Genomic DNA, 25635 nt, shown 5'->3' on the forward strand with positions numbered 1-25635 from the left:
TTGTTGGGGTACACTCAAGCCCATTGCGTTAACTGCTTTCCTACGAACCAATTGTTTAGATCCTGCGAGGTTTGCCATGGCTGACTACAAAGCGCCCCTGCGCGATATGCGCTTCGTCCTCAATGAAGTGTTCGAGGTCTCGAAACTCTGGGCTCAACTGCCGGCGTTGGCCGAAACCGTAGACGCTGAAACTGTCGAAGCGATCCTTGAAGAAGCCGGCAAGGTCACCAGCAAGAGCGTCGCGCCTCTCAGCCGCGCGGCTGACGAAGAGGGTTGCCATTGGACCGACGGTGCCGTCACCACGCCAGCAGGTTTCCCACAGGCTTATAAGACTTACGCTGAAGGCGGTTGGGTCGGTGTCGGTGGTGATCCGGCGTACGGCGGCATGGGAATGCCCAAGGCTGTGTCGGCCCAGGTCGAGGAAATGGTCAACTCCGCCAGCCTCTCCTTCGGCCTGTATCCGATGCTGACAGCCGGGGCCTGCCTGTCGATCAACGCCCATGCCAGCGACGAATTGAAGGCGGCTTACCTGCCGAACATGTACGCCGGTATCTGGGCAGGCTCCATGTGCCTGACCGAACCGCATGCCGGCACGGACCTGGGCATCATTCGCACCAAGGCTGAGCCTCAGGCCGATGGTTCGTACAAAGTCAGCGGCACGAAGATTTTCATCACCGGCGGCGAACACGACCTGACCGAAAACATCATTCACTTGGTGCTGGCGAAACTCCCCGACGCACCGGCGGGCCCAAAAGGCATTTCGCTGTTCCTGGTGCCCAAGTTCATGGTCAATGCCGATGGCAGCCTGGGCGCGCGTAATGCGGCCAACTGTGGTTCGATCGAACATAAGATGGGCATCCAGGCGTCGGCCACCTGCGTGATGAACTTCGATGACGCGGTGGGTTATCTGGTCGGGGAACCGAACAAAGGCCTCGCGGCCATGTTCACCATGATGAACTACGAACGGCTGGGCGTCGGCATACAAGGCCTGGCCACCGGCGAACGCTCGTATCAGAACGCCATCGACTACGCCCGTGATCGCCTGCAAAGCCGTTCGCCTACCGGCGCGCAGAACAAGGACAAGGTCGCCGATCCGATCATCGTCCACCCGGACGTGCGCCGCATGTTGCTCACCATGAAAGCCTCGAACGAAGGCGGTCGCGCATTCTCCACCTACGTGGCGATGCAACTGGACACCGCCAAGTTCAGCGAAGACCCGGCCACCCGCAAACGCGCCGAAGACCTGGTCGCCCTGCTGACGCCAGTGGCAAAGGCCTTCCTGACCGACCTCGGGCTGGAAACCACGGTCCATGGCCAGCAGATTTTCGGCGGTCACGGCTACATTCGCGAATGGGGCCAGGAACAACTGGTGCGCGATGTTCGCATCACCCAGATCTACGAAGGCACCAACGGTATCCAGGCGCTGGATCTGGTCGGGCGCAAGATCGTCGGCACCGGCGGGGCGTTCTACAGATTGTTCGCCGATGAAATCCGTCACTTCACCGCTACTGCGAGCAGCGACCTGGCGGAGTTTACCCAGCCATTGAACGATGCCGTCGGCACGCTGGACGAATTGACCGAGTGGTTGCTGGACCGGGCGAAAAACAACCCTAATGAGATTGGCGCGGCTTCGGTGGAATACCTGCAAGCCTTCGGTTACACCGCCTATGCCTACATGTGGGCCCTGATGGCAAGAGCAGCCATGGGCAAGGAAGGCCAGGATGACTTCTACGCGAGCAAACTGGGCACGGCGCGATTCTACTTCGCCCGCATGCTCCCGCGTATTCACTCCCTGAGCGCCTCGGTGAAGGCCGGCAGCGAGTCGTTGTTCCTGCTGGAGCCCAGTCAGTTCTGAAATGTGACGTCATGTAAGCAAATGCTTACATGACGTGCTGGCGATTTCCCTCTATCGGCTGATTGGATCCAGAGCTAATCTAGCTTCCATGGACGTAGCGCAGGACGCGCAAGTAACAACACGGACACGTAGGATTCTGCCAGGAAGGCGGAGTGAAATGGATGTCAGGGAAACAGTCTGCAAAACCCCGCTTCGGCGGGGTTTTCTTTTGTCCGCGTTTTTTGTCTTGTCCAAAGGCCCATTCGGGCCGTCTCTGTGTCGACTCTCACTGAACCCTGACGAGTGGTCAGGTGTCCATGGGCTATGGCAATGTGGCCATCGTCTATCAGGAGCTCTCCATGGATTTCGTTCGGATCATCATCGCCATTCTGCTGCCACCGCTGGGTGTCTTCCTGCAAGTCGGGTTTGGCGGGGCATTCTGGCTGAATATTCTGCTGACCTTGTTGGGGTATATCCCCGGCATCGTGCATGCGGTGTACATCATCGCCAAGCGCTGAGTTCTCTGCTGGAACTGATATCTACTGTGGCGAGGAGCTTGCTCCCGCAAAAAACTCAGGGCCGCTTCGCGCCCAGCAGGAGCAAGCTCTCTCGCCACAAGTGATCGCCGGTCTAGATCCGGATGTCCATCACCTTGCGATAAAACAACCACTCCTGCTCCAGCGCATGCGCCTGGTTCGCGGCCTTGCGAAAGCCGTGACGCTCATCGGCGTAATAGTGCGCCTCGACCGCGACACCGTTGTCCTCCAATGCCTTGACCATGTCCCGGGTCTGCCGTGGCACGACCACGGCGTCCAATTCGCCTTGGAAAAAGATCACCGGGGCGCGAATGCTTTCAGCGTGCAGCAGCGGAGTCCGGGCCCGGTAGCGTTCGACGTCCTGTTGCGGGTCGCCGATCAACCAGTCCAGATAGTCTCCCTCGAATTTATGGGTGGCCTGGGCCAGGGCGATGGGGTCACTGACGCCATAGAGACTGGCGCCGGCACGGAATACATCACGGAACGCAAGGGCGCACAGCGTCGTATACCCACCGGCGCTGCCACCGCGAATGAACGCGCAACGGCCATCGATCAGGCCTTGCTCGTTCAAGTACGCAACGACCGCGCAGGCATCCTCGACGTCCGCCACGCCCCAGTTCAGATGCAATGCTTGCCGATAGGCGCGACCGTAGCCGCTGCTGCCGCGGTAATTGAGGTCGGCGACGGCAAAGCCGCGCTGGGTCCAGTACTGGATGCGCGGATCGAACATCGGGTAGCACGCTGAAGTCGGTCCGCCGTGGATAAACACCACCAGGGGCGGTTTCTCCTCGGCGTTCATGGCCGGATAAAAGAATCCGTGGGCTTCACTTGAGGCAGAAGGGTAGCGCAGGGTCTGAGGGCGACTGATCTGCTCGGTGGGCAATGGCGCGATGCCGCCCGCCAATACCACCGCTTCACGGCTTTGCCGTTCGATGGCGATGATTGCCGATGGGCCGACCGGTGAGGCGGCAACGGCATAAACGAATTGCTCATCGAGCGCCAGGCTGCGGAAGCGGCTGTAACTGCCGGTGAGATCTTCGAGCACGCTGCCGCTGCGCAGGCCCAGCCGCCCAAAGCCAGCTTCGGTCCAGCTTGCCAGGTAGGTGGTTTCATCTACCGGCAACCAGGTACAACCGCCTAACTGCCAAGGTGCGGGGCCGTGATCGGCGTCGACGGCGGGCAGCGGCTCGAGAACGCCGGCACGTTCAACCCAGGGCTGCCAGTACCCGCCGCGGTCGGTCAGGCAATAGAGGCGACTGGAGGCGTCGAAGCGCGGTTGTTGAATCGACTCTTCGTCCTTGTCGCCAGCCACACAACGCGGCTCTTTCCAACCTGTGGCGTTGCGCTCGGCAAGCATCAGCCGCGTGACCGTCCAGGGCTGGTGTGGGCGACTCCACTCGATCCAGGCGAGTCGCTGGCCATCGGGGCTCTGCGTCGGCGAGGCATAGAAATCAGCACCGGCTGCCAGCACGCGCCGCTGGTGGTCCACCAGCCCGATCGAGACCAACCGATGCTGATTGGCCTGTTCTTCCACCGCCAGCACCTGCCCGGCGGCGAAGCGCAAATCCCCATATCGACAATCGCCCTGGGTCAGAGCCAACGGAGGCCCTCCCGCCAGCGCCTGGTGGTACACCTGTTGGTCCGCCTCGTTGACAAACAGCACGCCGTCATCGCTCAGGCAGAATGATCCACCGCCGTATTCGTAGACCCGACTGCGTGCGCTGAAGCCGTCCGGGGTCAGGCAGCGGGCCTTGGCGTCTTGCCACTGCCAGATCCGGCAAGCGCCGTCTTCGGGACGGTATTCATTCCAGAACAGGCCCTGCGGCCCCCGTTGCAGTTCGGCGAAGTCGACGCCCGCCGCGACGGCTTGGGCGGCGCTGAAGGGCTCAGCCTTTAACGATGAGGCGCGAATTTCGTTCATTGCGAAAGGCCAGTTGCTCGATGGTTTGAGTGGCGTGCTCGGCGTCTTCGCGAGCCTGGAGAATCATGCCGTGGTGCGCGGATTTGCTGCACACCGGATCAGCATTGCTGGCGTCGCCGGTGAGCATGAACGCCTGGCAGCGACAGCCACCGAAGTCCTTCTCCTTTTCATCGCAGGAGCGGCACGGTTCGGGCATCCAGTCATAACCGCGGAAACGGTTGAAGCCGAACGAGTCGTACCAGATGTGCTGCATGCTGTGGTCGCGCACATTGGGAAACTGCACCGGCATCTGCCGGGCGCCGTGGCATGGCAATGCCGTGCCGTCCGGCGTGACGGTCAGGAAAATACTGCCCCAGCCGTTCATGCAGGCCTTGGGACGTTCTTCGTAATAGTCCGGGGTTACGAAGATCAACTTGCACGGATTGCCCTCGGCTTCCAGCTTGGCGCGGTATTCGTTGGTGATGCGTTCGGCCCGCACCAATTGTTCACGAGTAGGCAGCAGGCCAACGCGGTTGAGGTGCGCCCACCCATAGAACTGGCAGGTGGCGAGTTCGACGAAGTCGGCTTCCAGGGCAATGCACAGCTCGATGATGCGGTCGATCTTGTCGATGTTGTGCCGATGGGTGACGAAATTCAGCACCATCGGGTATCCGTGGGCTTTCACCGCCCGAGCCATTTCCAGCTTTTGCGCGAAAGCTTTCTTCGAGCCGGCCAGCAGGTTGTTCACCTGCTCGTCGCTGGCCTGGAAGCTGATTTGGATATGGTCCAGGCCAGCCTTCTTGAAGTCGCTGATTTTCTGTTCGGTCAAACCGATGCCGGAGGTGATCAGGTTAGTGTAGAAACCCAGTCTGCGCGCCTCGCCGATCAGCTCGGCCAAGTCCTGGCGCACCAGCGGCTCGCCCCCGGAAAAGCCTAACTGCGCGGCGCCCATTTCCCGGGCTTCGCGAAACACCTTGAACCACTGCTCGGTGCTGAGCTCCTTGCCTTGCTCGGCAAAGTCCAGCGGGTTGGAGCAGTACGGGCATTGCAACGGGCAACGATAGGTCAGCTCGGCCAGCAACCATAGCGGGAGGCCGACGTCGGGCTTGGGCGGCAGGCCGGTGATGTCAGGCAAGTTCGATCCAGTGCTCTGCACGGGCGACCTCCATGAATTGCTCGATGTCGTCACCGAGTTCCGGCACGTCGGGAAACTGCTTCGCCAACTCGCCGATGATCGCCGCGACATCCCGTTCACCGTCGATCAAGCCGCCAATCAGCGCCGCGCTGTCATTGAGCTTGATCATGCCTTCAGGATAGAGCAACACGTGGCCTTGCTGGGCCGGTTCGTACTGGAAACGGTAGCCCAGGCGCCATTTCGGGATTTTGCTGCGGTCGAAGCTCATAACGTGATCCCTTTGTGCCAGACGCGCTGCCCGGTCACGCTGTGATAGGGCGGGCGATTCAATTCGTAGGCCATGCTCATCGCGTCGAGCATGCTCCAGAGGATGTCCAGTTTGAACTGGAGAATCTCCAACATGCGCTCCTGACCCGCACGAGTGGTGTAGTGCTGCAAGGTGATGGCCAAGCCATGCTCGACGTCGCGCCGGGCCTGGCCCAGGCGGGTGCGGAAATACTCGTAGCCGGTCGGGTCGATCCAGGGGTAATGCTGCGGCCAGCTGTCCAGGCGCGACTGATGGATCTGTGGGGCGAATAGCTCGGTCAAGGAACTGCTGGCGGCTTCTTGCCAAGAGGCGCGGCGGGCGAAGTTGACGTAGGCGTCCACCGCAAAGCGCACGCCCGGCAACACCAGTTCCTGGGAGCGCAGTTGATCGGGGTCCAGGCCCACCGCTTGGCCCAGCCGCAGCCAGGCTTCGATACCACCGTCTTCGCCGGGCGCGCCGTCATGGTCGAGCAGGCGCTGGATCCACTCGCGGCGGATTTCCCGATCCGGGCAGTTGGCCAGGATCGCGGCGTCCTTGAGCGGAATGTTTACCTGATAGTAAAAGCGGTTCGCGACCCAGCCCTGGATCTGTTCGCGAGTGGCGCGGCCTTCATACATCGCCACGTGATAGGGGTGATGGATGTGGTAATAAGCGCCCTTGGCACGCAGGGCTGCTTCAAACTCTGCAGTGGTCAATGGTGTGTCAGTCATTCCGGGCGCTCCTACAGTTCGATGCTCATACCGTCGTAAGCGACTTCGACATCGCGTCGCACCAACTCGGCCCGCTCGGGGGAGTCTTCATCGAGGATCGGGTTGGTGTTGTTGATGTGGATCAGCACCTTGCGCTGCTTCGGCAGATGCTCCAGCACTTCGAGCATGCCGCCCGGGCCATTTTGTGCCAGGTGACCCATTTCCCGGCCAGTGCGGGTACCGACACCACGGCGCTGCATTTCATCGTCGTCCCACATCGTGCCGTCCACCAACAGGCAGTCGCTGCTGGCCATGATGTCCAACAACCCCTCGTCGACCTTGCCCAAGCCCGGGGCATAGAACAGCTTGCCGCCTGTGCGCAGGTCTTCGACGATCAGTCCGATGTTGTCGCCCGGATGCGGGTCGAAGCGGTGCGGAGAATAGGGCGGTGCGGCGCTGCGCAGCGGCAGCGGGGTGAAACGCAGGTTCGGGCAGGCCGGGACGGTGAAGCCCTGGTCCAGTTCGATGCGGTTCCAGCTCAGCCCGCCATTCCAGTGAGTCAGCATATTGAACAACGGAAAGCCGGTGCTCAGGTCTTCATGGACCATGTCGGTGCACCAGACCTGATGCGGGCAGCCCTCGCGCAGGCTGAGCAGGCCGGTGGTGTGGTCAATCTGGCTGTCCATCAGGATGATCGCGCCAATGCCGGTGTCGCGCAGGGCCCGGCCAGGTTGCATCGGGGCGAAGCCCTGGAGCTGGGCGCGGATGTCTGGGGAGGCGTTGCACAGCACCCAACTCACACCGTCATCGGAAATCGCGATGGACGACTGGGTGCGCGCCTGGGCCCGCAGGCTGCCGTTGCGAAAGCCTGCGCAATTGGCGCAGTTGCAGTTCCACTGGGGGAAACCGCCGCCGGCGGCGGAACCTAGAATCTGGACGAACATGGCCGCTCCATCTGCAAACCGAAATAAAAACGCCCCGGATGACCGAGGCGTTGTGTTGCGTACTGATCGCCTGCTGTCATTAACGGCTGGCGAAGTACATGGTGACTTCGAAGCCGATACGCAGATCGATATATGCGGGTTTGGACCAGGACATGGGAATACTCCTTTGGTTGGGGTGCTTGGGTTAGTTAGGACTATTGGGACCTATACATATAGTCCATCTCCGACAGAAGATGTTCAGATGCCTAAACACCTATGTTACTAAATCTGACAAATTCGTTCGCCGCGATTCTTTGAGAAAGCTCGTTGCACGGGCTGCAATGATCACTGCGCCGTTTGCCATGGGGTTCCCGGAGACGGCTCGTTGCTGAGGCAGTAACGCCCTCCTTGTGCGTTGATCAAGCGGCGGGCCGCGTTTATCAATGGCTCGCGCTCCGTCTGCACGATGGCATCGGCCAGCAGCTGCAGATAGTCCGAAGAACGTCCGGCCAGTTTGCCTTGCCAGAGCAATTCCGCCGCTTGTGCACAGGGCAGCACGGCGCTATTAAGTTGGCGGGCCAGCGCTTGCTGCTGGTTGGCCAGGCTTGAATCATCGATCTGTTCGATCAGCGCCGGCATCTCGCCCAAGAACTGCTCCATGTGAGCAATCAACTGCGCTGCCGAGGCGCTGGGGGATTGGGCACCGAACAACAGGCCTGTCTGGCCGTTGATCTGCTTCAAGCCACTGAACACGGCATAGCCCAATTGCAACTCAACTCGCAGGCGCTGGTAAAACGGCGTCTGGCAGAGCTGGGCAAGCAACCGCCACGCGGCCTCGTCAGACAAGTCTTGGGTCGGTGTGGGACAAAACAGCAAAACGGCGTGTTCGTCGCCCTGGGTCTCAAGCCTGTTCCAGACGCAGCCGTGGGATTGCGCCAAGGCTGGCGGGTCGTCCTCACTGGCGATGCCTGGAACCCGGGCCAGCGCAGGGCCCATGGCGGTCTGGGTAGCGGCCGAGAGTCCGATGGCCAGGCCATCCCAATGGGCGCTTGTCCAGATACCTTGTTCGCTGTCGGGCCGTGGCAACGCCGGGTCTTGAGCATGTGGCTGACAATGATTCGGCAACGCCTTCAACAGGTGTCGAATTGGTATCAAGGGCGTGTCGCTGTCGGGCTGGGCGGGGGGCAGCGGTTGCCCAAGCTTCGTCAGGAGGTGTTCGAGCACTAGCGGCATCGGCGCCTGCAAGCCAACCATTTTCAGCAGCCATTGATTGCCGCAAGGTTCAAAGACAAGGTCCACGCCGGCCTGCCGGGCGTCTTCGCGCAAGTCCGCCAGATGCTGATCGAGCCTGGACTGGAGATCGAGCGGCGCCTGAGTCGCCAATCGCCAGCGCAAATACACCGCACTTTCACGGATGTCATCCGCCAGCGCCTGGCTGAACTGCATGGGCGAGCGTTCCCGCCGGCCTCGGCTGCGGTCCTGTGCAAACGTCCGCAAGCCACGGTGGGCGCTGGTTTGGCCGCGTATCAAGCCGGCGCGAGGCGGCTCGCTGGCGGTTTGCAGGAACGGGTTGGGCGGCGGCAATTGCCATGGCCCGGCGACGTTATCCACCGGGTGCAATTGCGTGAGGATTGCCCGGAGCCGCATCAAGTCGTCTTCCGATAGAGGCCCGTCGCGTCCTTCGCTGTCTCCGCGAGCCAGTTGCAGGGCTGTTGCCGTCTCTTGACGACGTTGCAGCCGTGCGTTGAATTCCTTGCGCAACGGCGCCCAATCGTCGTGGGCGGCAAAGAACCCCAGCCAGTCGCGTAACAAAGGCTGGATCTCGGTAGGTACCTGGTCGTTGCCGAGCTTGAGTTCGATGTGCAGCAGCGCCTGGCCGGCAAATTCGTACAGTGGCGTGGCCTTGAGGCTGTCGGTCAGGCTGCGCTGGCGCAACAGCGCCAACAAGCTGCCCGGTTTATGGGTGTTCAGCCAGTTGCACAAGAAATCCAGGGCTTGCGGCGAGGCGGCCGGCAGTTGTTCGAAGGCGAACAGCATGTCCCGCCCGCCCGCACGAGCACGTTGATAACTGGACTCGGAGGTCTCCATGAGTGGCGGCGGCAATTGCCTGTCCACCTTTTTACCCGCAGGCACGCTTTCAGCAAACGTGGCGGCCAGCGTACCCAAGGCCTCGATACTTTGCGGGCCGACCAGGCTCAAGGTCATTTGCCCGCCCTGATAGAAGCGCTGATAGAAACCGTGCAGTGCCGTTTGAAATTCAGGCTGTGACACCGCCAGGCTGTCGCGATTGCCGGCATGAAAACCTCGCAGCGGGTGAGCGGCCGACAATCCGTCCTGCAGGGCAACTTGTCGCTGGGCTGCCGCGTCTTGGGACCAGGCTATGAATTCGGCGTGCAGTACTTCCCGCTCGCGCAACTGGCTGTCTTCGTCCAGGCGCGGATGACGGAGCATGTCCGACAGTCGCTCCAGTCCGCTGGCGATAGCGGCGGGCGGTAATTCAAGAAAAAAATCGGTGGTGCGTTCGCTGGTGCGGGCGTTGATTTGCCCGCCGTGGCCCTGCACGTAGGCCATCAGGTTCTGCCCTGTGGGAAAGCGCTCTGTCCCCAGGAAGAAAAGATGCTCGAGAAAGTGCGCCAGTCCCGGCCAGGCCTCAGGCGCATCGTGGCTGCCGGCCGCCACGCGCAACACCGCTGCGCAGCGTTTGAGGCCGCAGACATGACGCAAAGTCACCTGCAGACCGTTGGCCAGGGTTTCAGTGTGAGGATGAAGGGAATCGGCGGCCAGCATGAGCACTTCCAGGAAAAAGATCTGCTCATGCTAGCGGATTCGTTCGGGTCAGTGTTTATGCAAGTCGCCGTAAAGCGTTGGTTGACGGTCGTGCAGATAGCTGTAGGCGGCACGGGAGTCTTCCATCAGTTGGCGATCCAGCTCACCCACGATCAGGGCCTCGTCCAGCCCCGCCAGGGCAGGGCGGCTGCCGTCCGGTGCGGCGATGCTGCTTTGGCCGCAATAGCGCAATTCGCCTTCATGGCCGCAATAATTGGCGTAGGCCACGAAGCATTGATTCTCGATAGCCCGCGCACGCACGGTGACGTCGGCGATGAAGTCGTAGGGTTGCATGTTGGCGGTCGGCACCAGGATCAGCTCGGCGCCGGCCAAGGCCAGGCGCCGGGCATTTTCCGGGAATTCCAGGTCATAGCAGATCAGGAAACCGAGCTTCCAGCCATTGAGCTCCACGATTGGCAGCGCCGCGTCGCCAGCGCTGAACATCGTATGATCCAGGTCGCCGAACAGGTGGCTCTTGCGATAGTTGGCCAGGCGTTCGCCGTGGGCATCGATCAGTTGGACGGCGTTGTAGATCTGCCCGTCTGCGCTGCGTTCTGGGTAGCCATAAAGAATCGCCAGGCCGGCCGCCTTGGCGATTCGACCAATCTGCTGCGCCCATTCGCCGTTGTAGACCTCCGCCAGAACATTCACCGCATCGACGCCAATGTTGTAGCCGGTCAGGAACATTTCCGGCAGCACCAATACATCGGCGCCCCTGGCTTCCAGCGCGACCTGGTGCAGGCGCTGCAGGTTGCCGGCCGGGTCCATCGGCAGTGGTGGACATTGGTAAAGGGCTACGCGCATCGAAAACTCCTTTTATTCGGGCAGGGCGATGGGGCCGATTTCGTCGAACACATCCCCAGGGCCCGGGTTCTCGGGGTGAGTTTCACCACCGAAGTGCTTCATGATTCCCCACACGGCATTGAGCGAGGTCTGCACCGCGCCTTCAACCCAGGCGGGTGTCCATGAGACGTCGTCGCCGGCGATAAAGATCCCTTTTTGTTCGGCCGGCATGTCGTCTTGCATGAAATGCGCGTACATGCGCTGGTTGTAACGGTAGTGGCCGGGCAGGGCGCCCTTGAATGCGCCAAGGAAATACGGATCGGCTTCCCAGGACACGGTAATGGGATCGCCAATGATCCGCGCCGCGATGTCCACCTTCGGATAGATTTTCTTGAGGGCATCGAGGGCCAGCTTCACGCGTTTCTCCACGGGATACGGGAGCATCTTCATTGCATCGCTCATCCAGGAGTAGGACAGGCAAATGACCCCTGGCTTGTCGTCGCCGTTATCGAACAGGTAGGTGCCACGGGTCAGGCGGTCGGTGAGGGTCATGCTCATCAGGTCACGGCCGGTTTCCGGATCCTTGTCCTTCCAGAATGGTCGGTCGACCATCACGAAGGTCTTTGACGCCTGCATGTAGCGGGTGCGGTCCAGGGCCATCCACATTTTTTGCGAGAACAGCGCTTCCTCGCACTCGATCTGGGTGGTCAACAGCCAAGTCTGGCAGGTCACCAGCACGGCGGCATATTCACGCGTGTCGCCCCAGACGTCAGTCACGCTGAACCGACCGTTGTCGGCCCGTGCGATACGTTTCACGCCGCTACGAGGCGCGCCCAGGTGCAACGAGTTCAGGCTGGTGCCTTGCGGCCAATGTGCGCAGCGCTCCGGCACGTGTTTCCAGATCCCGTGCGGTACCTGCTCCACCCCGCCAACCACTAGATGCTGATGGTCGTCGCAGTTGGTCATCACCACGCGGAAGATTTCGAGCATCGAGTTGGGGAAGTCCGAGTCCCAGCCGCCGGTGCCGAAACCGACCTGGCCGAACACTTCGCGATGTTGGAACGAAAGCTTGGCGAACGCCTTGGAGGTGGCGACGAAGTCGTAGAACGTGCGGTCATCCCAAAGCGGCACAAGGGTGTTCCACAGTTCCTTGAGACGCGGCACGTCGCGGTCGCGGATCGCTTGCTGGATCTCGCCGAAGCGCGAGCCGGCCTCCAGTGCATCGGCCCAGGCGTCGGCGACTTCCTGGAACAGCGCGGGGAGGTCAGCCATGCTTTCGGCGTAATAGGTCTGGCCTTCCAAATCGATCACAGTGCTGCCCGATGCCGAGGTCAGCGGGTTGGGGAAGGGTTTTGTCTCCAGGCCCAGCTTGTCGACGTAGTGATAAAACGCCGTGGACGACACAGGGAAACGCATGCCACCCAGCTCGGCAACGATGCCGTCGGCGCCGTTGAAGGCTTGGGAACGCAGGCGCCCGCCCAGCTTCGAGGCCTCATAGACCACAGGCTTGAGGCCCATCTTCATCAACTCATAAGCCGCCACCAGGCCAGCGATGCCGGCCCCGACAATCGCCACTTCGGCCCCGTGGTTGTGCTCGGGAATAACGCCGAGGCCGGCCGGGTGTTCGATCCAATCGTCAAAGGCGAACGGAAAATCCGGTCCAAAAATGGTGATGGGCTTCTTGCCGTCTGCGGGGTGGCGATTGTTCTTGTTCATGGCTGACCTTGATGGGCGACTCGACGCGGCGTGAGCGTCTGAGTATAGGAAAGATGCCAGCCATTCTAGAGAGGGTGAAACACGTTAATAAGACGCAATGTGTCGTCGTTTTTAACGGGTTTACGTCAATATGACGCCGCGGTGATCGTTTACGACGAATATCCTGATGGCAGGCTTCAGACCGGCTGGCCCCGATCAATCTTGCTGCTGAGAATGATCGATGTGGTGGTCTTATCAACCCCGTCCACGCCGCCGATCTGGTCGAGCAACTGATCCAGTTGCTCCGGCGAGTCCGTGCGCAGCCAGGCCACGTAATCGAATTCGCCGCTGACCGCGCACAACTGCTGGACTTGAGCCATGGCGCTCAGGCGTCGCAGCACTTCCTTGCCGGAGCGCGGTTGAACCTTGATTCCAACGTAAGCCTGCAAGCCGCCATCGATCACTCGTTGCCCCAGGCGCACGCCATACCCGGTGATCACCTTGGTTTTTTCCAGCCGCGCCAGCCGTGACGTCACCGTCGTTCGGGCAATGCCCAATTGTCGGGCGAGCATGGCGACGCTTTCGCGAGCATTGATTTGCAGCGCCGCGATCAACTGGCGATCGATTTCGTCGAGGACGGGGGGGCGGGTGTCAGTCACGGTCGGCTCCGGCGCAAGCATCAAAGTGGGGCATGTTACAGGCTCTGGCGCTCGAAATAGCCAATGGCAGGTAAAGCCAGCGCTTGCCAGGCGGCTGCCCGCTGCGTTTGCGAAGCGTTGAGCCAGAAACCGTCCTGGCAGACCAGCGGCTCAATGGGCGCTTGCAGCAAAACGTCCAGTGAGAAAGCCTGCACCGAGCCAGGGTCTTCAGCGTCTTGCGCTTCCCATTCCCGCTCGAAACAGCGTATTCGCAGCTGACTTTCATCGAAGCCCTCGAACAAGGGGCGATTGCCCAGCCATTGCGGATGAACCCGCAACGTGCGGTCCTGAACATCAAGCAGCAGCAGTTGCCAACCCCGGTAGCTTCCACACTGTTCTGTCACGTCGGTTGCCATGCGGGTCAGGGCCAGATAACGGCCATCCTCCGACCAGATCATCGAAGGCGCCAGGTCAACCAGCGCGCAACCTGACGCCGTCAGCAAATGCCCTCCAAGACGGGGCGTGCCGGCACGCACCCAACTGTCGGCGTATTCCGTCTCGCTGCCAAACAGCCAGGCGGCATCCTGATGATTTGGAGTGGGCTGAATGAAGTCGCCGTCGGCGGTGGCCGCTTGCGGGCGATCGACCAGTCGCCACGGGGCGACGACACTCAATTGGGAATCTTTCGGCTGCAACTGCATCGTGTCGTAATAAAGCCGGGTTCGCTCGTCAGGGCGAAAGAAAGACGAGTCGTTGCCGACCGCTGGCGCGGCGACGCTGAAGCGCTGCAATGGGGTGGTTTCCACATCGTTATCAAGACGGCCTGCGATCACGGCCAGACTCAACCTACCATCACGAAAATCGAGTATTCGCTCTACCCACATCGCTGGTCCCTGCAATAGACGTTGACCCTGCACGTCCGCGACCACGCCATGGGTGGCGATCTTCGACGAGTCTTCAAAAGGCAGCAGCGCCAGGTAGCGCCCGCAATCAGAGACCCGGTGATCCAGGAACCAGCTCCCCGGCAAGGTCCATTCTCCGATCTGGCAGCGATAACCTCCCAGCCCTTCGCGATTGTCGCAAAGCCAGGTCAGGCGAGCCCTTACTCCGTCCCGCAAAGGTTGCGTCTCGATGGACGAGTCGCCTCGCCGCCCCTGGCTGTCCAACGGCATCACAATGGCCATGCGGGTCAGTTTGAATTCGCCGACCTGCACCCGACCTTGGGCGTCATGACCGGTCTGGGTCTCGGTATCGCTGTGGATACTGTCCAGGCGGTAGCCATACCGGCCGGAACCCAGGCGCGGATAGTCGAGGTACGCGCCGATACGCACATGGCTTGCATCGAGGCTCAACACGTCATGCCAGTAGAAAGAAGGTTCGGCGGCGGCGCTTACCCAAGGTGAGGGCAGGGCGCGCCAGCCGCTGTCCAGTTGCCATAGCCAGTACTGGTCGCCATCCGCATCGTTGGCTTGCTCGCGAGCCAGGCACGCCAAGGTTCGGTGATCGGTGCCCCATACCAATGGCGCATCGGCGGCCATCGTCAGCCCGGACGATTGCCCATTGACGCTGACGGCATAGCGCGGCGAATACAACGGCTCCAGCGGTTGATCCAGGTCGCGAAAAGTCGAGGGCAATAACAGGCGGCCCTCCAGGCATTGACGTCCATCGGCAGACGGTCGCGCGAAGCTGTGCGCAACATTGTCTGGATGCCAGCCAGGCTCCAGCCAAAGGTCCGCGACGGCAATCAGGTCGGTGACTTCGGCGGTTTGTAGCAGCTCATCCAGCCGGGCCTGACGGACGCTGTTGTCCACCAGTGGGCTATGGCGGCCACTCAACTGGTCGAGGTCCATGGCGTCCAGTTCCCAGAACTCGCTGTCGGAACAGCGGTATACCTTGCGTTGCTGGCGGTCGAGGACCACCAGCCCCCATTCCTGTCGGGACGGCACGGGCGCTGCAAAGTAACGACCGTCATTGGAAAACACCGCCGAAGCACCGAGCCCTTGCAAGAGCACGCCATCGGGAAACAGATAGTCGCAACAGACAGGGCCGCCCATGGCGATTTCGCCGTGGTTGAACACCCGGATCGGCTCGCCCTCGGGCGTCAGCTGCGGCTCGTTTCCACCCCAGGCACTCGGGCCATTCTTGGGCGCCGACGCCGGCGCCAATCCGAGGCGCCGCTCCCAGCTACTGACGCACGCGAGCCCGACAACGATGCCGACAATCGCCACTAAAATCCCCCACCACTCAGGCAACGCCCGGCCCAGGCTGAAACCCAGGCCAAACACTGCCCCGACTGTCAGCCGGGCAACGCCTTGTCCCACCGCTGAAAAACCCAGTCGCGCGGCGAGTCCCATCATCAATCCGAGGAACACCACCGCCAGTAAAGCCAGCAGGGGCGGCAGGATTGTGACGAAAAAGGCTGGGACAACCAGAATGCTGATTTGCCAGAACAGCTCGAGGAACAGTCGGGAAAGGCTGGGGCTGGCGATGATGGGCGTCTCGATGGGGTGGGAATTTTCGATTGTAAGTGAGGTGAAGCAAAAAAGACGATGGCGTGGCCTGGATTTTCCACGCCCTGGAACGACAAAAGCCGCGCAATGCGCGGCTTTGGAGTTGGTGGGCCCACACGGACTCGAACCGTGGACCAAAGGATTATGAGTCCTCTGCTCTAACCAACTGAGCTATAGGCCCTCAGTAGGCCGCGGATTATAGCGACGGTTTCTCGGCTGTGCTATCCGAAAAATCCGATACGGTCACATGCAGAAACGTGGCGGCGAATTCTTCGGCGCACAGGGGCAGGCTGACGATGTAGCCCTGGATCTGCTCGCAGCCTTCCTCTGCGAGGAATTGCTGTTGGGCCAAGGTTTCGACGCCTTCGGCGATGATGGTGAATTGCATGCTTCGGCCCAGGGCGATAATTGCCCGCACGATGGCCGCATCGTGCGGGTCATCCGGCAGGCCGCGGACGAATGACTGGTCAATCTTGAGGATGTCCAGCGGCAGGCGCTTGAGGTAGCTGAGGGAGGAATACCCCGTGCCGAAGTCGTCGATGGCCAGTTGTACGCCAAGTTTTTTCAGTTGGTGCAGCACCGCCAGGGCTTCTTCGGCCTGGCTCATGATGAAGTTTTCGGTAATCTCCAGTTGCAATAAGCCAGGCTCAAGATGGTTTTCTCGCAATAGCTGCTCGATGCGACCCAGCAGATTGGGTTGGCGCAGTTGGACTCCCGCCAAATTCACGGACAGCGGGCCGAGGCTATCGTGGCTGCTGTTCCACTCATGGAGTTGCCGGCAGGCGGTTTCGAGCACCCAGTCGCCGATCTGCAGGATCATGCCGTTTTCTTCGGCCAGGGGAATGAAATGCTCAGGCGGTACGTCGCCAAATGTTGGATGCGTCCAGCGAATAAGCGCTTCGGCGCCCACCAGCCGGTTGTCGATGAGGCTGATTTTCGGCTGGAAAGACAATGACAACTCGTTGCGTTCTATCGCCCGTCGCAGTTCGTGTTCCAATGCCACGCGCTCACTGGCTTGGGCGGTGAGGTCGCGGGTGTAGCTTTCCACCCGGTTGCGGCCCTTGGCTTTGGATCGGTACATCGCCGCGTCGGCATTCTTGACCAGCGTGGCGACGTCGCAGCCGTCCTGCGGATACAGGCTGGTGCCAATGCTGGCGCTGATGAAGAACTCATGCTCGCCGGCCTGGAACGGCGCGCCAAAACAGCTGAGGAGTTTCTGGGCGATATGCTCGGCATCGCTGGGCTGTTGCAGGCCGGGCAGCAGGATGATGAATTCATCGCCACCCAGGCGCGCCACGGTGTCGATATCCCGTAGCTGCTCGCGCAGGCGCACGGCAATGCCCTTGAGCAGCAGGTCGCCGACCGGGTGTCCGAGGCTGTCGTTGATGTGCTTGAAACGATCCAGGTCGAGGAACAATACCGCGCCCTGGCCGCCGTTCTCCTGCTGGTTATTCAAAGCCGTCAGCAAACGGCTTTCGAACAGGGTGCGATTCGGCAGGCCGGTAAGCGGGTCGTGATGCGCTTGGTAATCGAGCCGCGCCTGGGCGTGTTTGAGGCTGGAGATGTCGGCAAAAACCGCGACGAAGTGGGTGATTTGCTGTTCATGGTTGCGCACGGCGCTGATGGTCAGCCAACTGGGATATAGCTCGCCGTTCTTGCGTCGGTTGGAGATTTCTCCCTGCCAGTGGCCCTCCGCCGTCAGCTGGTGCCACATCGCGGCGTAAAACGCGCTGTCATGCAGGCCGGACGCCAGCAAACGAGGCGTATGGCCCAGGGCTTCGGTTTCGCTATAGCCGGTGATTTCGGTGAAGGCTCGGTTCACCGCGCTGATGTGCTGTTGCGTATCGGTGATCAGTACGCCCTCGGCGGTGCTCTCGAACACCGTGGCGGCCTGTTGCAGTTTTTCCTGCATGAAGTGGCGTTCGGTGATATCCCGGGCGATGGTCAGCATGCAGTCTTCGTTGCCGATGGGCAGGGGGCGGCTGGACACTTCGCAGAGCCGGATCTGCCCGTCGTTGCGACGGATATGGCAGCTGAAATCCCTCACGAAGCCGTCTCGCTGCAGCAGGTCGAGCATCTGTTTGCGTTCGTTGAGATTGACCCAGATGCCCAGGTCGAGAGTGGAACGGTCGACCGACAATGCGCTGTTGAAGCCGGTAATGCGACTGAAGCCTTCGTTGACTTCAATCAGCAGCCCGTCGCTCTGGCGGGACAGCAACAGGCCATCGGGCGAAGCATGGAAAGCCTTGGCGAACTTCTCTTCCGAGGTTTGCAACTGCTGCTGGGTTTCCTTGAGCTGGCTGATGTCTCGCACGACCACGACCAGGGCGGGCGTCGTGTCGAGATCGAAGGGTTCGGCGGAAATCAGTCCGGTAAAGACTTGGCCATTATTGCGCCGGAAGGGCATTTCAAGATTGCGAATGCTCCCGGCCTGCAGGCGTAGCAACAGATCAGGGCCAACGCCCTGTATGCCCCAGATGTCCAGGTCGGTGGCGTTTTTGCCCACGACTTGTGCCGCACTCAGGCCGATCTGTTCTTCAAAGGCTTTGTTGACTTCCAGCAGGCAGCCGTCATGCAATCGTGCAATCACCAGGATGTCCGGGCATTGGCGAAACACCGAGGCGAACTTTTGCTCGGAAAGGCGCAGCGCTTCTTCGGTGTGCTTGGCTTCACTGATGTCGATCATCAATCCGCGCATCAACGGCTCGTGGCCATGCTCGATCAGGCTGACGATGTCCCGTACCCACAAGCAGCGACCGTCCGCGGTGATCACCCGGTAATCGATGCAATGGTCGCGACCGGCGAGCACTTCGTGATCGCAATAAGTCTGGGCGCGGATAAGATCGGCCGGGTGAATGATGTTGCGCCAGAAGCCCGGAATGAGCCAATGGGCGAGGGGATAGCCAAGCAGTTCTTCGGCATGGGGCGACACATAGCTGTAGGTAAAGTCGCTGACCCTGGCTTCCCAGGCAATAGCCGAAAGGCTCTCGACCAATCCGCGATAATGGTATTCGCTGCTGCGCAGCTCTTGTTCGAGATCGACGCGTCGGGCTATTTCCGAGCTAAGGCGGCGATTGATGCGAATCACCACGGCCAGAATACCGACCAGGAGCAGTAGTCCTGGCAGGCCGTAGACCAGCAGGTCCGACCAGAACCGCCGATAATCGCGGACGTTGCCGATCCATTTTTCCTGGATCTCAGCGATTTCGACCGGCGTCATATCCGCCATGACCTTGTCCAGGATGCCCGCCAGTATCTTGTTTTCCTGCGGGACGGCCATCGCCAGCTGATAACGATAAGGCGTTTCCCCGCTAACGTAGAGCCCGTCGAGCTTGAGCTGGCGCAGGCTCCAGACACTGGATGCCAAGTCGCCCACCACGGCATCCACTTCGTCGGTCGCCAACGCCTGCAAGGCCGAGCTGACGTTGGGCAGCGCGACGAGGTTCAGGTCGGGATGATGGTTACGCAACAGTTCGTGGGGCGCATAGTTTTCCACCACGGCGATTTTCAACCCGTAAAGATCTTCCAGTCTGCGCGGTTGGGCGCCGCCGTGATGGGCAAGGATGACAATCGGAAAATCAAGGTAAGGGCGCGTGAAGGCCAGGTAGTTCTGGCGTTCGGGGGTGGACATGATGCCCGGCAGAAGGTCGATCTTGCCCTGGGCGACCTGTTCCAGCACCACGGTCCAACTGACAGGTTCGATGGGCGTGAGGGTAACTGCCAGCCGCTCGCGAATGATGTCGACGTAATCGGCAGCCAAGCCTTGGTAGCGGCCCTGGTCATCACGAAACTCGAACGGCGGCCACGAAGCATCAACGCCCAGGCGTAGGTCGGGGTGGTCCCTGAGCCAGCGGCGCTCTTCATCGGTGAGCGTCAACGCGCCGGCCGTTGCGGTCCAGGTCATCAGTGACAGCAAAAGCACGGCCGTCAGTCTGGGCATCTACGGTCTCGTCATGGCTTGGGGAGGATGTTTCGAGTGTAGACGGGCAATAGGGAGGGGGTGGCAGCGAAGGACGTTTTATCTGCACATAACAAAACCCCCGGCAGGGCCGGGGGTTTGATGGTCACTCGTCGAGGAACGAACGCAAGTGTTCACTTCGCGTCGGGTGGCGCAGTTTGCGCAACGCCTTGGCTTCGATCTGACGAATCCGCTCACGCGTCACGTCGAACTGCTTACCGACTTCCTCAAGGGTGTGGTCGGTATTCATGTCGATGCCGAAGCGCATGCGCAGTACCTTGGCTTCACGTGCTGTGAGGCCGGAGAGTACCTCGCGAGTCGCTTCCTTGAGGCTCTCAACGGTGGCGACATCGATCGGCGATTGCATGGTGGAGTCTTCGATGAAGTCACCCAGATGGGAGTCTTCGTCATCACCAATCGGGGTTTCCATGGAGATCGGCTCTTTGGCGATCTTCAATACCTTGCGGATCTTGTCCTCAGGCATTTCCATGCGTTCGCCCAGCTCTTCCGGGGTCGGTTCGCGACCCATTTCCTGCAACATCTGCCGGGAAATGCGGTTGAGCTTGTTGATCGTCTCGATCATGTGCACCGGGATACGGATGGTGCGGGCCTGGTCGGCGATCGAGCGAGTGATCGCCTGACGGATCCACCAGGTGGCATAGGTCGAGAACTTGTAGCCGCGACGGTATTCGAACTTGTCCACCGCTTTCATCAGGCCGATGTTGCCTTCCTGGATCAGGTCGAGGAATTGCAGGCCGCGGTTGGTGTACTTCTTGGCGATGGAGATCACCAGACGCAAGTTCGCTTCGACCATCTCTTTCTTCGCGCGGCGGGCCTTGGCCTCGCCGATCGACATGCGACGGTTGATGTCCTTGATCTCGGCGATGCTCAGGCCGGTCTCGGCCTCCAGCGCGCTCAACTTCTGCTGGCAACGGATGATGTCCGGCTGCAGGCGAGCAATGGCTTCGGCGTATTTGCTCTTGCCTTTGGCCAGTGCGTCGGTCCAGCTTTCGTCGACTTCATGGCCTGGGAACTGGCGCAGGAAGTCGGCACGCGGCATACGGGCATCACGAACGCAAAGCTGCATGATCGCGCGCTCTTGCTGACGCAAGCGATCCAAGGCACTGCGAACGCGCTCGACCAGGCCTTCGAACTGCTTGGGCACCAGCTTGATCGGCATGAACAGCTCGGCCAACGCCAACAGCTCGGCGATCGCCTGCTTGTTGGAGCGGCCATGCTTTTTCAGCGCCTTGCGGGTGATTTCCATCTGGTCGGACACAGCGCCGAAACGCTGCGCAGCGATGACCGGATCCGGACCGCTTTCGGCTTCTTCTTCGTCGTCGCTGGCTTCGGCGTCGTCGTCATCGGTCTCGTCGTCGGCCTTGACGGCTTTCGGGTCGACCGGTGGCGGAACCTCGGCGGCAGGCGGCGCGATGCCGTCGTCCGGGTCGATATAGCCGCTCAGAACGTCGGACAGGCGCCCACCTTCGGTGGTGACGCGGGTGTACTCGGAGAGAATATGGTCGACCGTGCCAGGGAAGTGCGCGATTGCGCCCATCACTTCACGGATGCCTTCTTCAATACGCTTGGCGATTTCGATTTCGCCTTCACGCGTGAGGAGCTCTACCGTACCCATTTCGCGCATGTACATGCGCACGGGGTCCGTGGTGCGACCAATGTCGGTCTCGACCGCTGCCAACGCTGCGGCCGCTTCTTCAGCGGCCGCCTCGTCGGTATCGGCGTCGGCCAGCATAAGGGCATCCTTATCTGGAGCAACCTCGAATACGTTGATCCCCATGTCATTGATCATGCGGATGATGTCTTCCACCTGTTCCGGATCTGAAATATCTTCCGGCAGGTGGTCGTTGACCTCCGCGTAAGTCAGGTAGCCCTGCTCACGACCCAATAGGATCAACTCTTTGATACGAGACTGCTGTTGCGCTTTTCCGGACATAACACCCTATCCACTGAAGGTCTTGGCGGGCAAAAAACAAGCCGAGGATTATACCTGAGCTGTGACCTCACGCGCCAGTTGAGGTCGGGTTTGATGCGCAAACATTGCGGCTGAGTAAATCACGCAATTGATTTTTCTCTTCGCTGGTCAGCTCGCTTTGCCGAGCCTTGCGCAGAAGTTGTTCCAGGTTTCGCTCGCGTTGGCGGGCGGACAAGCTAGTAATGGTGTCGAAAAACTGTTGTTCAAGGTTCTCTCCGTCTATCAGCCATTCCTTCTCGGCCAGCGCCTTCAACAGGCGCCCCTGCTCGGTGCCATGCCACCGTGCGATCAACTGGAATGAGTTTAGCTTGGGGTTCTTCTGCACAGCTTCAAGGAGTGCGATCAGCAATTGTGTGTTGCTGTGGTCCTCGGCGGCGAAGTGCCCGGCGTCCTCGACTTTTTCAGCCAGTTGCGGGTGGTGGAGCAAAGTGCGCAGGGCGGCCAGTGTTGGTGGTTCGACGGCGGCCGGCACGCGCGGGGCACGTGGCTGGTCGCGATCGCCCCGCTTGCCGTTCTTGTCCCAGGGTTTCTTGTCCCATTTCTTGCCGCCGCTGCCGGGTTTCTTGGGTGTCCATTCCTGTGCAGGTGCGTAGTCCTGCTGAGGTTGATGATAGTCGGCGAAGTCTGGCATCGCGTCGTAATCGACGCCCGGATCGTAGGCAGGCGGCGCCTCTTGGGGGGCGTTGTGGACCAGCTGGTTCATCGCTTCGCTGTTGAGACCGGTGATTTCGGTCAGCCGCTGACGCATCAGCGTTCGAAGATTGGCGCCGGGGACTTTGTCGATCAGCGGCGCCGCCAGGGTGGCCATGTGGGCCTTGCCTTCTAGCGAGCGTGGGTCGGCTTCCTCGGTCAACTGCTGGAAAAAGTAATCGGCCAGCGGTTGCGCATGTTGGTTGATTCGCGCCCGGAACGCATCGGTGCCTTCGGAACGCACCAGGGTGTCCGGGTCTTCGCCCTCGGGCAGGAACAAGAAGCGCGCGCGTCGTCCGTCCTGCAGGCAAGGTAACGTCGCTTCCAGTGCGCGCCAGGCGGCATTGCGGCCGGCCTGGTCGCCGTCGAAGCAGAACAGCACGCTGGGCACGACCCGAAACAGGCGCTTCATGTGCTCTTCGCTGGTAGCCGTGCCGAGGGTCGCCACAGCGTTGCGCAAGCCTTGCTGCGCCAGGGCGATGACGTCCATGTAACCCTCGACGACGATGATCTCGTCGAGGTTGCGGTTGTTCTTGCGAGCCTCATAGAGGCCGTAGAGTTCTTGGCCTTTATGAAAAACCGGGGTTTCCGGGGAGTTCAGGTACTTGGGCTTGTCGTCGCCCAGCACCCGGCCACCAAAGGCGATGATTCGTCCACGTGAATCGCGGATCGGGAACATCACTCGGTCACGGAAGCGGTCGTAGCGCTTGCCGGTCTCGGCGTTTTCAATCAGCAGGCCGGCGTCGATCATGGCGCGCTGTTGCAAGGTGTCGCTGCTTAAATGCTTGTAGAGATTGTCCCAGCCGGGCGGGGCGAAGCCGAGGCCGAAGTCCCGGGCGATCTCGCCGGTCAGGCCGCGACCCTTGAGGTAATCCACTGCTGCCTTGCGGGCCGGATGGCTCTTGAGTGCCTGACGGTAAAAATCGGCTGCCGCCGTCAGCAGCGGGTAGAGCGGTGAATCGGTGGGCTGGCGCGGCTTGTGCTGTCGACCGCTTTCCTCGCGGGGAATCTCCATGCCGGCGGCTTTGGCCAGTTCTTCGACGGCCTGGGGAAAGTCCAGGTTGTCGTGGTCCATGATGAAGCCGAGGGCGTTGCCGCCAGCGCCGCAGCCAAAGCAGTAATAGAACTGTTTGTCCGGGCTGACGCTGAAGGACGGGGTTTTTTCTTTGTGAAACGGGCAGCAGGCTGTGTAGTTCTTGCCTGCTTTCTTCATTTGCACGCGAGAACTGACCACATCGACGATGTCGGTGCGGTTCAGGAGGTCGTCAATAAAGCTCTGGGGAATTAGCCCGGCCATGGCGTTCTCATCATCACTGCGCGAAATAGGGTCCGAAATCAGCAGGGCGTCATCGGTTCCTGGGTCTGAGGCACGGTAAAGTGTTGGCTCGACCGGGTCGTCTGCATCATTGCTGTCGGGAAGTGTATCTGCCGATTATCCACTGACGTTAATGGCTATCAGTATTCGACCATGTGAATGTGTTGCGCTGAGTCCGGTAACGGCCGGTCTGGCCTCGGATAGCTCATCAAGCGGGCACGCAAGCAGGTGCCTTGGGCTGATCGTCGTTAGAGGAATCAGGGTGTGCTCGTCAGTAGCCTTGGAAGGCTCGTCAGAAAAGACGTGCACCGCTGGCAAAAGAGCCAGGTCTGACGCGGTGAAGCGGGTTGTCTAGGTCGCGTCTGCGGCTTTGACGAGTAAAGCATCAAGCGGTTTGCGCAAATGCCATAAGCCCGGCTTGAGGGCCGGGCTAGGCAGAAGCTTGCTACGGACGTCTGTGTATTAGTACAGACGTACGGCGCGGCGCTGCTCGCGCTGAACTTTCTTGGCGTGACGCTTAACAGCGGCTGCTGCTTTGCGCTTACGCTCAGAAGTCGGCTTCTCGTAGAATTCGCGGCTACGAACTTCAGCCAGAACACCGGCTTTTTCGCAGGAGCGCTTGAAACGACGCAGAGCTACGTCGAAGGGTTCGTTCTCTTTTACTTTGACGGCTGGCATCCAGAGCTACCTTCATTCATTACCGGGGTCAACATCCTCGCGGCAAAAGAGCACTTGAAGACGTCGGTTTTTAAGGGTTGCGGATGTTAACCCCTCATCGCTCGGAATGCAAAGCCTCTGATCGAAAACCGCTGGTCGGGGCACAACGCGGCGACTATTATGCGCGCCTTCGAATTCAGCCTCTACAAGGCGCAAACCCATGCTAGTACTGGGATTAGAAACTTCCTGCGACGAAACCGGCGTCGCACTGTACGACAGTGAGCGCGGCCTGCTGGCCGATGCGCTGTTCAGCCAGATCGACTTGCATCGAGCCTACGGTGGCGTGGTGCCTGAGCTTGCCTCCCGCGACCACGTCAAGCGCATGCTGCCCTTGATCCGCCAGGTCTTGGCCGAGGCGGACTGCGTGCCGACGGAGATCGACGCCATCGCCTATACCGCCGGCCCCGGCCTGGTCGGTGCGCTGCTGGTTGGCGCGTCCTGCGCCCAGGCGCTGGCGTTTGCCTGGGGCATTCCGGCGCTGGGTGTACATCACATGGAAGGTCATTTGCTGGCGCCGATGCTGGAGCCTCAACCGCCGGAGTTTCCGTTCGTCGCTTTGTTGGTATCAGGCGGTCATACGCAGCTGGTCCGCGTGGATGGAATTGGCCAATACGCGCTCATGGGCGAATCGCTCGACGATGCCGCCGGTGAAGCTTTCGACAAGACTGCGAAGATGATGGGCCTCAATTATCCTGGTGGACCGGAGATCGCACGGCTGGCAACCCAAGGGCTAGAAGGACGTTTCGTATTTCCCCGTCCGATGTGTGATCGACCTGGCCTGGACCTCAGCTTCAGCGGCCTGAAAACCTTTGCGCTCAATACATGGCAGCAGTGCGTCAACGCCGGGGACGACAGTCAACAAGCCCGTTGCGACATCTCCCTGGCGTTCCAGCAGGCCGTGGTAGAGACTTTGACCATCAAGTGCAAGCGCGCCTTGAAACAGGCCGGGCTGAAGCGCCTGGTGATTGCCGGCGGCGTCAGTGCGAACAAGGCTTTGCGGATATCCCTGGAAAAAATGCTCGGTGACATGAAGGGCGACGTTTACTACGCCCGGCCGGAGTTCTGCACGGATAACGGCGCGATGATCGCCTTTGCCGGTTGCCAGCGGCTGCAGGCGGGCCAACATGAAAGCTTGGCGATCAGTGTGCAGGCACGTTGGCCCATGGAGCAGTTGTCACCGCTGTGA

The 25635-nt window shown here is 60.7% G+C and carries 18 protein-coding genes and 1 tRNA gene; 3 read left to right on the forward strand and 16 right to left on the reverse strand.

Annotated elements, in window-relative coordinates:
- The first annotated feature begins 76 nt into the window (after window positions 1-76).
- Window positions 77-1855, forward strand: a complete 1779-nt coding sequence (locus HU742_RS01785; RefSeq protein WP_186643514.1) for an acyl-CoA dehydrogenase C-terminal domain-containing protein — start codon at window positions 77-79, stop codon at window positions 1853-1855.
- A 338-nt stretch (window positions 1856-2193) separates the two neighbouring features.
- Entirely contained in the window at window positions 2194-2352 is a 159-nt protein-coding gene (locus HU742_RS01790) for a YqaE/Pmp3 family membrane protein (protein WP_186614268.1), read from the forward strand.
- A gap of 112 nt (window positions 2353-2464) precedes the next feature.
- On the opposite strand, the gene HU742_RS01795 is transcribed toward HU742_RS01790, so the two are convergent.
- The 16 genes from HU742_RS01795 to rpsU all read right to left on the reverse strand — a co-directional run bounded on the left by HU742_RS01795 (window position 2465) and on the right by rpsU (window position 24410).
- Window positions 2465-4291 carry a S9 family peptidase gene (locus tag HU742_RS01795; protein WP_186643515.1) on the reverse strand — a complete coding sequence of 609 codons (1827 nt, stop codon included), beginning with the start codon at window positions 4289-4291 and terminating at the stop codon, window positions 2465-2467.
- A complete protein-coding gene (gene pqqE / locus HU742_RS01800; RefSeq protein ID WP_186641215.1) occupies window positions 4257-5396 on the reverse strand; it encodes a pyrroloquinoline quinone biosynthesis protein PqqE in 1140 nt (379 codons plus the stop codon). Before pqqE ends, HU742_RS01795 begins: the two co-directional genes overlap by 35 nt.
- Window position 5397: 1 nt before the next feature.
- Entirely contained in the window at window positions 5398-5673 is a 276-nt protein-coding gene (gene pqqD, locus HU742_RS01805; protein WP_186641140.1) for a pyrroloquinoline quinone biosynthesis peptide chaperone PqqD, read from the reverse strand.
- On the reverse strand, window positions 5670-6422 hold the full coding sequence (gene pqqC, locus HU742_RS01810; protein WP_186643516.1) for a pyrroloquinoline-quinone synthase PqqC: 753 nt from the start codon (window positions 6420-6422) through the stop codon (window positions 5670-5672). The genes pqqD and pqqC overlap by 4 nt, the downstream gene beginning before the upstream one ends.
- A gap of 11 nt (window positions 6423-6433) precedes the next feature.
- Entirely contained in the window at window positions 6434-7345 is a 912-nt protein-coding gene (gene pqqB, locus HU742_RS01815; RefSeq protein WP_186641144.1) for a pyrroloquinoline quinone biosynthesis protein PqqB, read from the reverse strand.
- A gap of 79 nt (window positions 7346-7424) precedes the next feature.
- Window positions 7425-7499, reverse strand: coding sequence for a pyrroloquinoline quinone precursor peptide PqqA (gene pqqA, locus HU742_RS01820; protein ID WP_003177660.1), 75 nt, complete (start codon window positions 7497-7499; stop codon window positions 7425-7427).
- A 170-nt stretch (window positions 7500-7669) separates the two neighbouring features.
- Entirely contained in the window at window positions 7670-10111 is a 2442-nt protein-coding gene (gene pqqF, locus HU742_RS01825) for a pyrroloquinoline quinone biosynthesis protein PqqF (RefSeq protein ID WP_186643517.1), read from the reverse strand.
- Window positions 10112-10159: 48 nt separating this feature from the next.
- Entirely contained in the window at window positions 10160-10954 is a 795-nt protein-coding gene (locus HU742_RS01830) for a carbon-nitrogen hydrolase family protein (RefSeq protein WP_186614280.1), read from the reverse strand.
- Between the two features lie 12 nt (window positions 10955-10966).
- Window positions 10967-12649 (reverse strand): flavin monoamine oxidase family protein, encoded by a 1683-nt coding sequence (locus tag HU742_RS01835; protein WP_186643518.1) that lies wholly within the window; start codon window positions 12647-12649, stop codon window positions 10967-10969.
- A gap of 176 nt (window positions 12650-12825) precedes the next feature.
- The gene (locus tag HU742_RS01840; RefSeq protein WP_186614284.1) at window positions 12826-13287 is read right to left on the reverse strand and encodes an Lrp/AsnC ligand binding domain-containing protein; all 462 of its coding nucleotides are present in this window, start codon (window positions 13285-13287) and stop codon (window positions 12826-12828) included.
- 35 nt (window positions 13288-13322) lie between these two features.
- Window positions 13323-15788, reverse strand: coding sequence for a hypothetical protein (locus tag HU742_RS01845; protein ID WP_437179887.1), 2466 nt, complete (start codon window positions 15786-15788; stop codon window positions 13323-13325).
- Between the two features lie 92 nt (window positions 15789-15880).
- Window positions 15881-15957 (reverse strand) — tRNA-Ile (locus tag HU742_RS01850).
- Between the two features lie 15 nt (window positions 15958-15972).
- Window positions 15973-19716: an EAL domain-containing protein gene (locus HU742_RS01855; RefSeq protein ID WP_186643519.1), complete on the reverse strand. Its 3744-nt coding sequence runs from the start codon at window positions 19714-19716 to the stop codon at window positions 15973-15975.
- Window positions 19717-19840: 124 nt separating this feature from the next.
- Entirely contained in the window at window positions 19841-21688 is a 1848-nt protein-coding gene (gene rpoD, locus HU742_RS01860) for an RNA polymerase sigma factor RpoD (protein WP_186641151.1), read from the reverse strand.
- A 67-nt stretch (window positions 21689-21755) separates the two neighbouring features.
- Window positions 21756-23714, reverse strand: a complete 1959-nt coding sequence (dnaG, locus tag HU742_RS01865) for a DNA primase (protein ID WP_186643520.1) — start codon at window positions 23712-23714, stop codon at window positions 21756-21758.
- A 480-nt stretch (window positions 23715-24194) separates the two neighbouring features.
- Window positions 24195-24410, reverse strand: coding sequence for a 30S ribosomal protein S21 (rpsU, locus tag HU742_RS01870; RefSeq protein WP_002551877.1), 216 nt, complete (start codon window positions 24408-24410; stop codon window positions 24195-24197).
- A 199-nt stretch (window positions 24411-24609) separates the two neighbouring features.
- On the opposite strand from rpsU, the gene tsaD reads away from it, so the two are divergent.
- Complete coding sequence (gene tsaD, locus HU742_RS01875) at window positions 24610-25635, forward strand: tRNA (adenosine(37)-N6)-threonylcarbamoyltransferase complex transferase subunit TsaD (RefSeq protein WP_186641155.1); 1026 nt, start codon at window positions 24610-24612, stop codon at window positions 25633-25635.

The sequence above is a fragment of the Pseudomonas marvdashtae genome (genome assembly GCF_014268655.2).
Taxonomy (GTDB): Bacteria; Pseudomonadota; Gammaproteobacteria; order Pseudomonadales; family Pseudomonadaceae; genus Aquipseudomonas; species Aquipseudomonas marvdashtae.